General features: G+C 37.7%; 8 protein-coding genes and 1 pseudogene. 2 read left to right on the plus strand and 7 right to left on the minus strand.

Features of this window, described 5'->3' with window-relative positions:
• The 3 genes from A5844_RS00605 to A5844_RS00615 form a co-directional block, all read right to left on the minus strand.
• A partial coding sequence (locus A5844_RS00605; RefSeq protein WP_179190508.1) for an IS110 family RNA-guided transposase occupies positions 1-728 on the minus strand: 728 nt, incomplete at its 3' end.
• 329 nt (positions 729-1,057) lie between these two features.
• A complete protein-coding gene (locus A5844_RS00610) occupies positions 1,058-1,258 on the minus strand; it encodes a cold-shock protein (protein WP_086283137.1) in 201 nt (66 codons plus the stop codon).
• 416 nt (positions 1,259-1,674) lie between these two features.
• Positions 1,675-9,300 carry a QWxxN domain gene (locus A5844_RS00615; protein WP_086283138.1) on the minus strand — a complete coding sequence of 2,542 codons (7,626 nt, stop codon included), beginning with the start codon at positions 9,298-9,300 and terminating at the stop codon, positions 1,675-1,677.
• 770 nt (positions 9,301-10,070) lie between these two features.
• Here A5844_RS00615 and A5844_RS14380 point away from each other — a divergent pair.
• The gene (locus tag A5844_RS14380) at positions 10,071-10,163 is read left to right on the plus strand and encodes a TnpV protein (protein ID WP_244610775.1); all 93 of its coding nucleotides are present in this window, start codon (positions 10,071-10,073) and stop codon (positions 10,161-10,163) included.
• Between the two features lie 1,006 nt (positions 10,164-11,169).
• Positions 11,170-11,472, plus strand: a pseudogene (locus A5844_RS00625) (transposase); the annotation flags it as partial.
• Between the two features lie 287 nt (positions 11,473-11,759).
• Here A5844_RS00625 and pyrE read toward each other — a convergent pair.
• From pyrE to A5844_RS00645, 4 genes are read right to left on the minus strand one after another with little or no spacing between them, the layout of a single operon-like run.
• Positions 11,760-12,392, minus strand: a complete 633-nt coding sequence (gene pyrE, locus A5844_RS00630; protein ID WP_086283140.1) for an orotate phosphoribosyltransferase — start codon at positions 12,390-12,392, stop codon at positions 11,760-11,762.
• Positions 12,382-13,104 carry an orotidine-5'-phosphate decarboxylase gene (pyrF, locus tag A5844_RS00635; RefSeq protein WP_086283141.1) on the minus strand — a complete coding sequence of 241 codons (723 nt, stop codon included), beginning with the start codon at positions 13,102-13,104 and terminating at the stop codon, positions 12,382-12,384. Before pyrF ends, pyrE begins: the two co-directional genes overlap by 11 nt.
• Positions 13,101-14,033 (minus strand): dihydroorotate dehydrogenase, encoded by a 933-nt coding sequence (locus tag A5844_RS00640; RefSeq protein WP_086283142.1) that lies wholly within the window; start codon positions 14,031-14,033, stop codon positions 13,101-13,103. The genes pyrF and A5844_RS00640 overlap by 4 nt, the downstream gene beginning before the upstream one ends.
• Positions 14,030-14,806 (minus strand): dihydroorotate dehydrogenase electron transfer subunit, encoded by a 777-nt coding sequence (locus A5844_RS00645; RefSeq protein WP_086283143.1) that lies wholly within the window; start codon positions 14,804-14,806, stop codon positions 14,030-14,032. Before A5844_RS00645 ends, A5844_RS00640 begins: the two co-directional genes overlap by 4 nt.
• Positions 14,807-15,042: the final 236 nt, after the last annotated feature.

Below are 15,042 nucleotides of genomic sequence, written 5' to 3' on the forward strand. Positions count from 1 at the left end.
ATTTTGGTTTCTAGTTCACCAATCTTACTGTTATACATATCAATAACATCTAAAATTTGTGCCAATAAAAACTTGTGATGACTTCTGAAAAAGCCAGTAAGTCCTTCCACTAATTCCGGCACTTTAAATTTTAAAGAAGTATAAACAGCCGCTTCAACTTTTTCTGCAGTAATATCTTCCTCATTAATCAATAGATTTAATAAATTTCTTCCAGATAATCCGAATATATCTGTCATGTAAGAAGTTATTTTAATTCCGGCAGTCTGTAAAATTTTGTGCGCGCGATTCTTTTCTCGATTTCTAGATTCGATCCACATTTTTCTTAACCGTGTGAGTTCACGCAAATCTTGTATAGGTTCCTCTGGAACAAAACTTTTGGGAATCAAACCTACTCGCAGCAACTTAGCAATCCAACTTGCATCTTTTTTATCCGTTTTTTGCCCAGGAATATTTTTAATTTTATACGGATTAGCTAGAACTAAGTCGAAATTTCCTTGAAGAATGTGCCAAACCGGTTTCCAATAAATACCTGTACTTTCCATAGCGACAATCTCACAATCAAAATCCGTTAGCCATTCATGTAGGGCTAATAATCCTTTGGTGGTCGTATCAAATTTTTGTAGATGTTTTTTTGGTCTGGTAGAAGTAAGCGGACCTTGTAAAACACAAGCAACAACATTACTTTGATGGACATCTAATCCAGCACAGCATTCGTAAATGATTTCCATAAAAAGGCACTCCTTTCCCATGATTTTAGGAAAGGAGTGCTTTATTTCATGTAAAATCAAATTTTTATACACATGCTCATTGGCAATATTTCAAGGTTCTCGAGAAATAAAGCAAGCCAGTTTGACAATCGGCATCACTTGCTTTTCCAAAATAATGGCGGCTTTTTTCCTTTCCCCTATAATTGTACTACAATCTTACCTTTCATTCTTCAGGGTGAATGAGTTTGCGAATTCATGTGTGTTTGACAAAGAGCCAAGAATAATAGGATTCAAATAAACAAAAAACTGATCTTCCATAATGGAAGATCAGTCGATCAGTTATCGTTTAATTAAGCTTTAACGATGTTTACTGCTTGTGGTCCACGTTGACCATCTTCAACATCAAATGTTACTGCTTGGCCTTCTTCTAAAGTTTTGAAGCCTTCGTCTTGGATAGCTGAGAAATGGGCAAATACATCATTACCATCTTCCGCTGTGATAAAACCAAAACCTTTATCTGCATTAAACCATTTTACTGTACCGTTACTCATGTATATTTCCTCCTGTTACGTATCAATTTACGTGTTTGATTGCAATAACTTTGATTAGCAAAAGGAGTCCTACACAGATTAACTGTTATAGCTCAAATTACATTTCAAAATAGATTACTTATTTACTATAGCATGGGTAAAATGAAAACACAAGTATAAACACTTGTCTTACGAACTCTTTTTAGCGAATAAAAGCACTGATATCGTAGGTGAAAATAATGAACACTCATCCTTTGTTGAACAGCAAGCTGTCTTTACCATCTTTGTAAGCAGAGGTTTAACATATCCCACTAAATGGAACCCTTTCCTCTGTAATTAAGTGGCGACCTCCTTATCTGGCAGCTTTATACCGACATTTTGGAACTATGCTAAATTAAAACACAACCTATTTTTAGTTAATTTATAGTTATGTATGGTTAAAGTTGCGACTGTAACTCTTTTTTTTTCTTGCCTGAACGTTGGCTCAAAGTGGTTTTATTTCTAATATTGCTTTCTTCTATACTAGTCACTTTAAGATTTAAAAAACTTTTCATCCTAGTGGTCGTTTGTTTTATCTCACTAGATGTCGAGTTGCCAGTTATACTTGACGAAATAGCACTTTCTGACGTCACTTCTACTTGTTCTTGTGACTTGATTAATTCAAGATCCTTCTTTAATAGTTGGTAATTGTATATATGATCCAAAGCTAGTAGTTGAATCATAAAACCCTTTCCTAAGCCTAGCTTATCCGTGTTTCTTGTGACACGAGTTGGAACTAGGTCGTCATAGCTTCTCCCCTCAACAAAATCTCTGAGAATAATTGTAACAACTTCCGCATCCGTCAACAAAAAATTAACCTTTAACATTGGATCTACATCAATTGCTCGAGCAACAGCTTCTTTTGATAAATTCGGTAATTTTAGCTCCTTAGCCAATTGTGCAACAAATCGTTCGAAGCCCTCAGATTCTACTACGGCTTGAAAATTTTCATGGATTGAAGATAATATACTTTTTCCAGAAAAACGAAAGCCTTTGCTTGGAAAACTGTATCTCATTAAATCGACTGTTTTTGAAGTAAGATGTGTCGTTTCATGCATAACTGCTTCTTCTATAGGTGTTTTCAGCTCAATTGCTGGGTCAAAATCTGGATTAAAATGGAATGAATCAGCTAAAATCATCATTCGACATTCACTATCATATCTCATTGCGAATGCCCGCGGTATAAACTTATTAAGTGATGTATAATAGACTTGTGAGTCTCCTTGCTGAACCAAGTCACTTGAGACAACCCAAATATTTTCAAAACCCCAGTCCCTGGTTTGTTGAAGGAACTTCTCTCCTTTTTCCGCTATCGCTAACAATCGTTCGAGGCTTTCTCTTAAGATTTCTTCTTTATTGACCACTTCCTCCAAGTTAAACATTTTTGTCAAATATTCTCCTAACCTAGTTTCCGAAATGGTTGCTTGACAGAGAGTAATATTACACTTTAGTATTGCTCGATCGAAATAGTCCTGAGCTGTTCTAAATTCTTCTGACAGTTCTTCGATAAACGGCTTGAGAAAGGGTGGGACCGTATTTGACTGAAGCCCAGTAAATACACGGAAATTTATATCATAATATTCTTTAATCCTTTTAATAATACCCTCTCTAATCGGTGCATCGTTCACTAGATAAGCAGGAGTTGGTGTCGAGATAAATCCAGACAACGGCGGAAGTACGACATTAGGATTTTCCGTTCTTTCAGCTACTTCTTCATAAACTATTGCGTTTCTGTGTTTGGTCCATTCCTCTCCTTTCCCAGCGGATGGTGGAAGTTTATTATAGTCCGTAACCACCCCAGTTTCACTCATCTGTAATGACCCTCCATGTGAAGTACTTGGCATTTCTCCTAGTGAAGAACTGCTGGACGATTTTTTTTTAGTGTCACTTTTCCCTCCATAAAATAGAAGTTCTCCCTCCTCTTCAATTCCTCTCATCATTTGTTGCTTTTCCAAGGCTGTTTCCATGCGAAATTGAGTCATTTCCGTATCAAATTTCAATACAGTCATCGCCTCATTAAAATTTTTTTTGACTAAGTGATACCGATTTCTCTCCTTATTCAATAAGATTAACGGAATGTAGTGATCTACGATTTTGATATAAGACCTTCCTAACTCATTCCATAACAATCCTTTTTCATCTGGAGCAGAAAGTCCACTTGGATTCTTCAACGTCTCAAACTGGTCTAGCATCCCAGCGATTTGTTTCTCTAATTCCTTCGACACAAAAGGAGAAGTTGGTGCTTCGAAATACCACTCAACTCCATTATAGTTCACCGAAAATATCTTTTCCCCATCATATACATCAAACCGTACTCCGTGCTCCTTGATAGGTGTGATCTTCACAGGAATCAATTCCCCATTCATTGTAATAAAATGCTGTGTTTCTTCTCCTTCCTTTGCCACTGTCAGGATTGGACCCTCTCCATAAGCCTTTGAATTCATGTTTTCTACGATAACAAACACTTGCTTTTCATCTAGTTTGACTTTTAGTCGATGAAGCAACGCAATTTGATCGGCCCTAAAGGTCACAGGCCCTTTAAAAGTTTCTAATTGCTTTCCCTTTAGCATATATAACTTTCCAAATACATCCTCAGTTTCTAGATTCGTCACTTGCATATATAGATGATCTTTCACTCGCCTCACCGGCACCTCCAGTCCGTTGCCCGGCAAATGTGCCATCACAATTTTTTGAGAAACAGGCGCTCTGTTCTTTTCCAGTGCTTCCAGTCGTTCTAAAAGTAGTTTGATCTCACTACTCACACGTGCTTGGTTTTGCCATTTCAATAATGCCTTGGTAACGAGTCGTCCCCCATCTATTACTAACTCAACCCCTGGATCGAAGTATCGTACAATATTGATCAAAACTTTCCTGATCTCAGCCATTTTAGGAACAAAATGCGCACTCTTCTGAATAGCATTTTTTATTCCTCCTTGTATAATAGCTCTTGCCATCCCTAAAGCGAATTTCGTATTAAGGGCGGTAATCTGCCCTAAAACTGGGATCAAGAGTATGGCATCGATTATACAAGAAGGAACTGCTTCAGCCGCATCTTGATTGATGATCCCAGTTACACAATCATAAAATGGAATAAAATGCTTGATTACATCCCAAATTTGTTCATTGCGTGTTTTGTCATTTCCCGACTCATACAGTTGTTGATACAGATGATCACTATGCGTGCGACTAAGTGTCTCAATCAGCCCTTGCATCTCCGTACCATGGGATAACTCCTTGTCTCGATTCACACGATTGGTAAATGTGTAGAGATTTTTCCCAATCCGGATCATATCTCCTTCTTTTTTGTAACCATGGATCCATATGTCTTGATGATCTAATAATCCATATTTAAGGTATAACAGTGGATCCTTATCGACTCGATATATGACATAGCCACCTTCTTTATCCAATCTTTTCAACGCATACCAGCGCTCTTTATCTCCCTGAATTGCCACGAATAGATCCGTTTTGTCTAGATTCAGCGTTGTATCCCACCACGTCACTCGCCCCTTAACATTAATAAGAAGCATTCCACCTGTCCCAGGTGCACCACCTGTATAATGAATTTCATTTTTCAACTCGGCTTTCCCCTCGTAAAGATGGGTCTCTTCGGAAAAAATAAAATCGATTTCCTGTTGATCGATCGACCTCAACGCAAATTCAATCAGTTTTTTATCAAAAAGAAAATAGGATTCTGACACGGCTTTGGTCAAACGAGTATACCATTCTTCTAAATTAGGTGGTGTCCATTGCTCAGGACAAGGCTCTCTTCCACCAAGATATACTTGCTCTAACATATACTTGGTGTAAGGAAACCCACGTTCAAGACATATATTCGCTACCTCTTCTGCTAACGCCTTTTTACGGCGCCATTCAAGCATCGCTTCTTGATATTTTTTAAACAGATTATTGATTATCTCTTGATTTTCCATGAGTTTGAAATAACCTCTTTGCCAATAGCCTATAAATGTTTGAAGGATGACTTCTTGATGGTTCCCATTTTTTAAAGCCTCACGTAACAAATCCGGTTCTAGTTGTACAGTGGCGAGCAATGCTGGTATCAGGAGAATCCGCCACTCTTCAAGAGTGTTTGCTCCTGCTTCCATCACTTTTTCCAAGAAAAATGCGCCTAAGATACGAATCTCTGTTTGGTTGAAGTGCGTGAGGTGCCCAGAACTTTTTAAAAAAGTTGCCCCCATCAACTGCATCAAAGAACCATAATCAGAGACCAACAATTCATCTGCCAAAGCACTTGTCTCAAGAAAATAATTGGGTAACACTTGATTGACACATGCTACCCACAGCTTTTTAAAAATGATTTCTTCTTTTTCTAAATTCTTTTCCTGCTGTAAAGAGACACTAAGAGGATGAAAACTAACAAAACCTGTCTTTTTCAATTCATCGACCTCAAATAAATTTCTAAGATGACCAATGGTGAATTGAGATGGATTTTCGGGTGACTCAAGGATCTTCTGTAGCATGTACGTTTCAACCGAGCTTCCTAACACATTTTCAATGACCCATTTCATCACTGTTGATTTAGCATCATTGACAGATATGTTCTCTCCTACTTTTCCCCCATAAAGATTCAATTCATAAAGGATCACTTTCGTTAATGGTTGGAGCTTCTCATTCGTAAAAACCATTCCGCTACCTTCTTGTGTGAACCATTTCCCCACAGCGACCATTATCTGTTCTTTTTTAGGATCTTTAGATAGTAACCCTTTATTGATAAAAAAATGTTTGACTTGTTTCATCACATTTGGATTACGCCATTGACCAGTATCATACGTAGCGTTTGTTGTTTTTTGGGGATTCTCTGTGGTTACTGGAATTTGTGTACTCGTCACTTCTTGTTGACTATCTTCATATGGTTTAGGAGTACTCAAAGAGGAATTATCATTTTCAGCTATGCTATTCATCCATTTGAGTAAAGTTGATTCTGCTTCTTTTTCTGAAATCACCACGTCCTCTTTCAATCCAAGGAGGCGTTTAGCTAATGGCTTCACTTTAGTGAAATCCAATGTCTTTTGCGTTTCTTTTTCAAGTAATACCCAATGCGTGATCGTTTGAATCAGTTCATTTGGACTATCTCCCTTGAGTTCTACGCCTCTTTCAATTAAAAAATCAATGACACTTTTGCGTAACTGACTTTTTTGTTTCTTACTTAATTTAGTAAGGGGAGTTTTCTTAGGTTCACTTGCTACTTGCTTGATGGGATCATCCGCATTTTTACTTAGAAATGTCCTGATTTTTTGATTTATCTCATGATTTTTTTTGTTTCCCCCTGCTTGTACCTTGTCAATCTCAGCGATACTGATTTCCTTGTAGGTATAACCTGCCTGGGCATTGTTATTTTCCCATTGAAGTAAGAGCTGTCGTGCCTCTTCTTCTGTTACTTCTTTCACTATAATTCCGTACTCCTTTTGAAGGAGTTTTGCGACCTTTTTTTCTCTTTCTGAAATGGTTGCGTATGTTTTTCCTTCAAGGATCCAGCCTTGCATTCCTCGAACCAATTCACTTGCGGACAGATTCCTAAAAGTAACATCCTGCTTAATGAGTAATTTTCTAACAGCCTCATTCACTGCTGATGTTTTGTCTCGCTCCTTAAAGAGAAGTTCATTATAATAAACAGCGATGATTGGTTGAGACTTATCAATTGTCGGTGGTCGATCATTGATAAAGTCTACATAAATTTGATCACTTTCTTTTTTTTGATTTTGATATTGAGTAATCAGAGAGGTCTCTAATTGCGATAATTTATATGGGAGCGTGCCCTCAGTGACTTCTTTATAAACATAGTCTTCTAACAGCGTGTTGACTTTCCATTGCATAAAAATTCTCTGTAGTCTTGTAGGTGATATAAATTCCCCCAATCTTAGATTTTCAATGCCATAAGCTTTCAAAATGAAATACATCCAAAACTGTTCTTTTGCTGTTTGGTCAAATTTTTCCTTCCTAACCCATTTCTGATACGCTCCCACTAGTTCATTTACAGAAATATTGTGGATCTCAACCCCTTCGTTAAGGAAAAAATCCTTCATTTTTTTATTCACACTACTGGTTTTATTTCGTTTTTGAAAAAGCTCATAATCATAATAGAATATTGGCAGGGGCTCTTGAAACCGTGTCGGTGGAATAGCAGAGGTTATAATACTTCCAACGATTTTATTGACTTGTTCCAATTCAGAGTCGCTTGTGGACGTTTGGTTTACATTCGCCTGACTGATTACTTTGGTTGTCTCCGCATAAATTTGTGGTTCGTTTAGGGACGCTTGCATCTCTTCTTCAAATGTAAAACCCATCAAAGCATTATTATTTTTCCATTGTTGGAAAATATCTTTTCCTCTAGTATCTGAAAGGTTTTCTTCAGCAAGTCCTGATGATTTGAGAATCATACGAGCTATCTGGTTACGTCTATCTTCTGCATTCGTTCCACCTTCATCTACCCATTTCTGTGCAGATAAAATGATCTCAAGATTGGACGAATCATTACACAAGATCTTCTGTTCACATAGAAACGACTTGATGTTTTGATTAACCGTATCTGTTTCACCACGCTTTTGAAAAATATCAGCATCATCCCAGACAGGGCTCAGTGACTCACTCGTTGATAATAAAAGTGTTTGATTATTTAAATAAGCACTAACTATGCGATTTATTTTTGCTTTTAATATGGTATCTATAGAAATTTTAGCAATTTTCTCTTCAGAAATTGGACTTGCTTCAGCTCCTAAGAATTGAAGAACATCTAAATGTTTTATGTATTGATCCATCGTTTTTGAAAAATCCTCTGCCAACTGCCAAAGTTGAGTAAAAAAACTCACTTCTTCAACATTCAACACAGGTACATTTTTCCCAGTCGTCTCTCGTAGTTTTCTTTTTTGCTTGTTTCTTTTTTGTTTGTTTCTCTCTTGATTTTTCCACTTTTGATTTTTTGGTTTCTTTTTTGAATTATTTGTTGACATCGAGTAGTTAACTGGGAGAGTATTCACTAAATCTGTTAAGTTCTTTTCTCTTTCTAAACTTGCCGATACTTGTTCCCCATAGTCCCCTGAAAAGCTTCGACTTAGCAACTCTAGAAAATAATGGATCACCGATCCACTACTTCTTCCTACTGGCTCTTGAGTATAGGATGTATGCTCATGTTGATTAAGAAAATGAGCAAATAGGTCAGCTAATCCGCCCCAAAATATTTCTATTAGCTGATTATGTAAGTTTGTAGGCATACCTTTTATGTCATATATACTTTGATTTTTCCTTTTTTCTAAGTATGTTTGAAAGGTGGCTCTTAATTTTTGAACCAAATCCCCAGCAAAAAAATAACTAGCCCCTTGATCGGGCATATTTGGCTTGCGTTCAAAAGAAAAGTGTTGATTTCCACTTCCTTGTTCCGGTAGTTGATTATTTTTTTGCTGAGCTTTAGCAATTGCTTTCTGACAAATCGTTTGAACATGGTATTTTCCACTAGGATCTTTCGAATCATATTTTTCCCAAAGTCCCCATTTTTTCTCTAAATCTGCTCTAGTAGTCGTACGACATTCTAACAGTTCTGCAAGCTGATGGGCTTCCTTATGGATATGTAGACTCCAGTCATGGGTTGCATCAACTAAATTGAAAAATAGTTGCGTGAACGTTTGTTGGTGAAGCATTACTTGGGTGGTATTCTCTGGAAAAGGAGGAGTGATTCGAGTGCGATTTACGATAGAATGTGAAGCAAAGGAACGGATATTTGTTTGATTGTCTTCATGTCTGACAACTATATATGTATTGGCTTCAAAAGCTGCGGTGGTTTGTTTGACAGCAGTTTGTTGATTTGGTCGATCCCTTACTGGTACAAGTGTACTCAAAAGGAGGCTGGTATAAAAAAGCCCCACTGGCGTCCTAATTCCTTCAGATGACAGCTGTTGTCCAGAATGTTTAGCAATAAAGTTCAACGTCTTTTGTGCGTTTTTCGAACCATTTTTATCATTAAGTATGTTGTTGTACAAACCGATTACTTCTCTGTGATTTTTCCCTGGCATTTTCTTCATTCCTTCCATTAAGTTTAAAAAGGATATTTTGTTACTAAAAACTTAACCTGTTTTAAAGCTCCATACAATTACTCTCCTAAAATTAAGTGTTTTATTACTTGATTTAAAATCTCTGATTAGAGATTATCCAAAAGCATCATTTATTTTTGCGTAAAAACAGGGTTCAACAATGAAAAAGCAAAGATTAAATAAACGTTTATATTTCCTTAAACAATCGAACGTATCCAGTACTAAAATCTATGGCTCACATTTCCTTTCTATGTTTTTTTTTTAATGATTCTTTTTTAATCTGTATTCATACCAATTATAAAACAAGCAGCATCAAACGGCCTTCTAGAATTTGTGACATTTTTTATCTTTGAGATAAGTCATATGAGTCACTAAAGCTCCACTAATATGAATGAAAACTTAGAATTTTCCAACTGATTATACGGTTGCAAGGGATTTGACACTCCCCTCTTAAAGCCTTGAAAATAAAGGACTTATCGTAATGTTCTCGTCATATTTCTCTATACGATTTCGCAACATTTTATACTTCCCACACCCACTCATAAGAGAAAAATCATGGAAGAAAAATCTCACAACAAGCTATAACAGGTTGTGGCAATCTGGAAAATGTGAGGTATGAACAGATTATTTTAGAGGACAGCGCAATGGAAAAATACATCTATGGCAGCGACAACGGTTTATGGTAAGAATTACAAGTCGATTGTTATATGCCTTCCCTGACACTTTCCGAAGAATAAAACAATCCTATCGGCATTTGGGAACAGCGACATAAGGCATACTTAAAAGAACATAGGAAAACCTCCTACACTACAATGCTGATGGAGGACAAGGTGAACAGTTTCTAACCGACATTTATAAACAGGTAAACAGGCTCAGGAGATGTCTCTCTGTCTGATTTCAGAGATGGCAAACGAACAGGACGTGGCGGAACAGCTTAAAGCAGAGAAGCTTATGGAATAGATTGCAAAGAAGGAAAATATTTAGAGCTGTGCAACGGAGATTATCAACAGTGAATTGATTTACGCATAGCATAACAACAAGGCGAAAATACTTTTTACGGTATCTTCGCCTTGTGTGATATTCTCGTGAATGTAACAATTTTGGGTTCGTTTTTCCAATATATCAACGCATTTAAGGCGTATTTTCAGATGGGTAATGTATTTCGCTTCCCATTCAATTTTCACCTTTCAAAGCGTTACAAAGAGGAGGTAACACATACTGCTTTTCGTACAACTATCTTATACATTATACATATAATACATGAGAAAACAAAGAACGAATCGCGGTAAGTCAAGCGATAATTCATCTTTTTTCCCTGCCCCATGGAGAAACAACAGAGGAAATAGGCTTTCTCTATGTAATCATCACCACCGCTTGTGTCGGTGTTGTGGTAATGACGAACTCACCTTTATCTGTCTTGAGACTTCTTACGTTGTTTGCCTTGCTCTTGTATTGCTCGACCTTCAATATCTGTTCTTACGATATGCTTGTGATAAGTGCCATATCAGCGGTACGGTTCCATTTTATTGATTAAAAAAAGAAAAGTGGCTCTATACTTTTTGATGTTGGTGGATTCCACTGACATCTTTTTTATTGAGAAAAAAGATAGAAAAGACACCTTGAAATCCTTTAGAATTGATTTGGCTTAACCATTCATAAGGAGGATTCAAGATGTCTCATACTCAGCTTATCAAAGATACTCGTCTCTTATACACATCTAGATGTGTATAAGAGACAGGTTAAAAAGCGGGAAATTGACACGTTTAAAGAATATTTAAATGTGGGAAAAACAGACCTTCCTGAAATCTATGATCTGTCTCTTATACACATCTAGATGTGTATAAGAGCTCTGGTTATCAACTCTATCAAAATCTACTTTATGCAGTTAAAAAGCGGGAAATTGACACGTTTAAAGAATATTTAAATGTGGGAAAAACAGACCTTCCTGAAATCTATGATAGAACTTTGAAAACCTTTAAAAAGTTTCTTCCACAAATCGAGAACGCCCTACGTTATGGCTACTCAAATGGCCCTTTGGAGTGTTTGAACAATCATATCAAGGTATTAAAACGAAATGCCTATGGGTTCCGAAGCTTTTACAACTTTAAATTACGAATCATGACTCGGCATGGGAAAGCATTACTCATAAAATAAAAAAAGGAACAGAAAGAAAAATAGTTCTTTCTGTTCACCAATCATTCTAGGATTTCTCTTCACCAACATCGTTTGACAAAGAGCCAGAAAAGTACAAAGCCAAATTTGTACTTTTCTTTCGTGGAATGCTTCGCTATTCATCTTAAGAATGTATTCATTGTCACTGTGCCGTTCCCACTAAACATGCTTTGGCAAAGAGCCTCTAGTTTCTAGATATGTCAAATAAGTTTTACTAGATGCTCATCCATCACAATACAAAAGATACATTGGAATTGGCTTAGTGTCACTTAATTTTTTGACCAATTCTCAGGATCTTGTTTCCATTCTTTTAGTAATTCTAGTTCTGTTTCGTCGATTGTTTTATTTGCTAAGGCAAATTCAATCAATACAGAATAATTGGTTAAGGTAACTAATGGTAGCCCTGCTTGTTCGAAATTCATTTTTCCTTTTGGTAGTTCGTACGTGAAAATCGCAGCAACACCTAAAACGTTGGCTCCTTCTCTTTTCGCTGCTTCAGCTGCTTCCAAGACACTACCACCTGTCGAGATCAAATCTTCAATGATCACCATTTTTTGTCCTTCGAAGATTCTTCCTTCAATTTGATTCCCTTTTCCATGATCCTTTGCCTTGCTTCTGATGTAAACCATCGGTAGATCTAAAATCTCAGCGACCCAAGCAGCATGAGGAATACCCGCAGTAGCTGTACCAGCGATCACTTCTACATCAGGAAAAGTTTCTTTGATTTTAGCTGCCAAACCTATAGCAATTTCTCTTCTTACTTTTGGATAACTCATCGTAATCCGATTGTCACAATAGATAGGACTTTTAATTCCACTCGCCCACGTAAAAGGCTGGCTTGGACTTAAAAACACTGCCTCAATTTCTAATAAGTCTTTAGCAATTGTTTGTTCAATATTCATTTGATTGGCTCCATTCTGCTTTTATTGTTTGGTATGCTTGGTAAGGATCTTGAGCTTGTGTGATTGGTCTACCAACAACGATGAAGGTAGATCCGATTTCTTTTGCCTGCGCAGGGGTCACAATTCGTGTTTGATCCCCAGCTACTGTTCCTTCTGGTCTGATCCCTGGTGTTAAACAAACGAAGTTATCTCCTGCTTGTTGTTTGATGGCTTGTACCTCTAAAGCAGAAGAGACTACCCCATCTAAGCCTGCTTTTTTAGCGCAGTTCGCATAATGGATCACACTTTCTTCCAGTGGTACTTCAATCAGTTGATCCTGATGCATTTCTTCTTCGCTAGTGGAAGTCAATTGCGTAATCGCCAATAACAATGGTCGTTTTTTTCCTTCAGGCGTGCCTGCATTCAAGCCGCGCATCGCAGCTTCCATCATCCGTACTCCCCCTGCAGCATGGACACAAGTCAGATCAACTCCCAGTTTGGCTAATCCTTGCATCGCTTTTTCGACAGTGTTAGGTATATCATGTAGTTTCAAATCCAAAAAGACATCATGTCCGGCATCTTTCAACCAGCGAACAATGACTGGCCCTTCTTGATAAAATAATTCCATCCCGATTTTCACAAACAGTTTTTCATCTTCTGGAAAACGTTGCATAAACGTTTCAACCTCTTGCCAAGATGAAAAGTCTAACGCAATTATTGGTCGTTGATTCATTCTTCTCGTCCCTCTCTCACTTCTTTGATCAGTTGCTCTAGTGACTCTATCCCCAGTTCATTCATCCGTATCGGTAATTCCTCAATCAGTTTGGGACAAATATATGGATCCGTAAAATTTGCTGTTCCTACCGCTACAGCACTCGCTCCAGCCATATACATTTCCAATACATCATCTACGGTTTGGACACCACCCATACCAATAATCGGTAGTTTCGAGATACTCGCAACTTGATGGATCAAACGGATTGCTACTGGCTTAATTGCAGGACCAGATAAGCCACCTGTTTGATTAGCTAAAATGGGCCTTCTCGTTTTGAGGTCGATCCGCATGCCTAATAATGTGTTGATCATTGAAAAACCATCTGCTCCACCAGCTTCAATCGCTTGGGCAATCGGGACAATATCCGTTACATTCGGTGATAACTTGACATAAACGGGAACTTTTGCCACTTTTTTGACTGCTTGGGTTAGCTGAAAAGCAATATCTGGATCCGTTCCAAATGCAATCCCACCATGTTTCACATTGGGACAGGAAATATTTAATTCAATCGCATGGACATTTTCTACTTCTGAGATCTTATTACATACGGCTACATAATCTTCTTCACATGCTCCAGCAACATTGGCAATAATAGGCAAATCTTGGTATTCTGCTAATTCTGGCAATAACTTATCCATCACCACTTCCAAGCCCGGATTTTGTAAACCAATAGCATTCAGCATTCCCGAAGGTGCCTCCGCCACTCTAGGTGTTGGATTTCCAAAACGTGCTTGTGGAGTTGTCGCCTTGACCATGATTGCACCTAATTGATTTAAATCATAATACTTCCCATACTCTTTGCCAAATCCAAAACAACCACTTGCCGGCATGATCGGATTTTTCAAATCCAAGCCTGGGAGCTTGACAGTCAAAGGATTCTTACTCATAAAACCACCTCTCCTGCTTGAAATATCGGTCCTTCATCACAGACTTTCAAACTCTTCGTTCCTGTCTCATCATTGGGCACATGGCAAACACACGCATAACAAGCGCCTATCCCACAAGCCATTCTTGATTCTAGTGACAACTGGACATTTGAGTGCTGCCTGAAAAGCTGTTCGACGGTTTTCAATAACCCATTTGAACCACAAGCAAAAACAGCATCTGGGATTTTGTTTGTCGTCATCAAAAGATTACCGACATTCCCATGAATCCCATAGGTACCGTCATCCGTAGCAATTCTTGTGTCTCCGAGTTGCTGAAATTCGTTCTCATAATAAATGACCTCTTTTGAAGCAAATCCCAAAAAGTGGGAGGTCTTGACGCCACGTTCATTTAATTGCTTTGATAATTCATAGAGTGGAGGTACACCAATACCTCCACCTATGATAAATACCTCATCCCCTATTGATAATCCAGATAAATCAAAGCCATTCCCTAATGGACCCAATACATCCAACGTATCCCCTGTAGTTAATTCTGAAAAATACTTTGTTCCGTCTCCTTCGACACGATAAATGATACGACAAGTTTTCTCGTCCTGATCAATATGATTCAAACTAATTGGTCGGCGCAATAATAAATCAGCTCGTGGTACGCGGATATGAATGAATTGTCCAGGATGCTTCATTTCTTTCACTAATTCTCCCGTCAAAGTCATCTCATAGATTCGTGGTGCTAACTGACGTTGCTGAACGATTTTCATTAATTCTTGTTTCATAGCTACACTCCTAAATCGGGAACTTATTTTTTCACATTTATTTTTCTCATTAACTACAGCCTCTCTTCTTAGAGAGAGACTGGAACAGAAGTGGCTAACTCCAAGAAATAAGAAGAAATTCACGAAAATTATTTTTCAATTTTTTGCGAATTTCAGCTTATTGTCGAAGGAGCTGCTTCTGTTTCCGCCATTTATACGTATTTAGAGCATGAAACAAGAGTAAATCATACTTTTAG

Origin of the sequence: Candidatus Enterococcus wittei, from assembly GCF_002140175.1 — a bacterium.
GTDB classification, from domain to species: Bacteria; Bacillota; Bacilli; order Lactobacillales; family Enterococcaceae; genus Enterococcus_B; species Enterococcus_B wittei.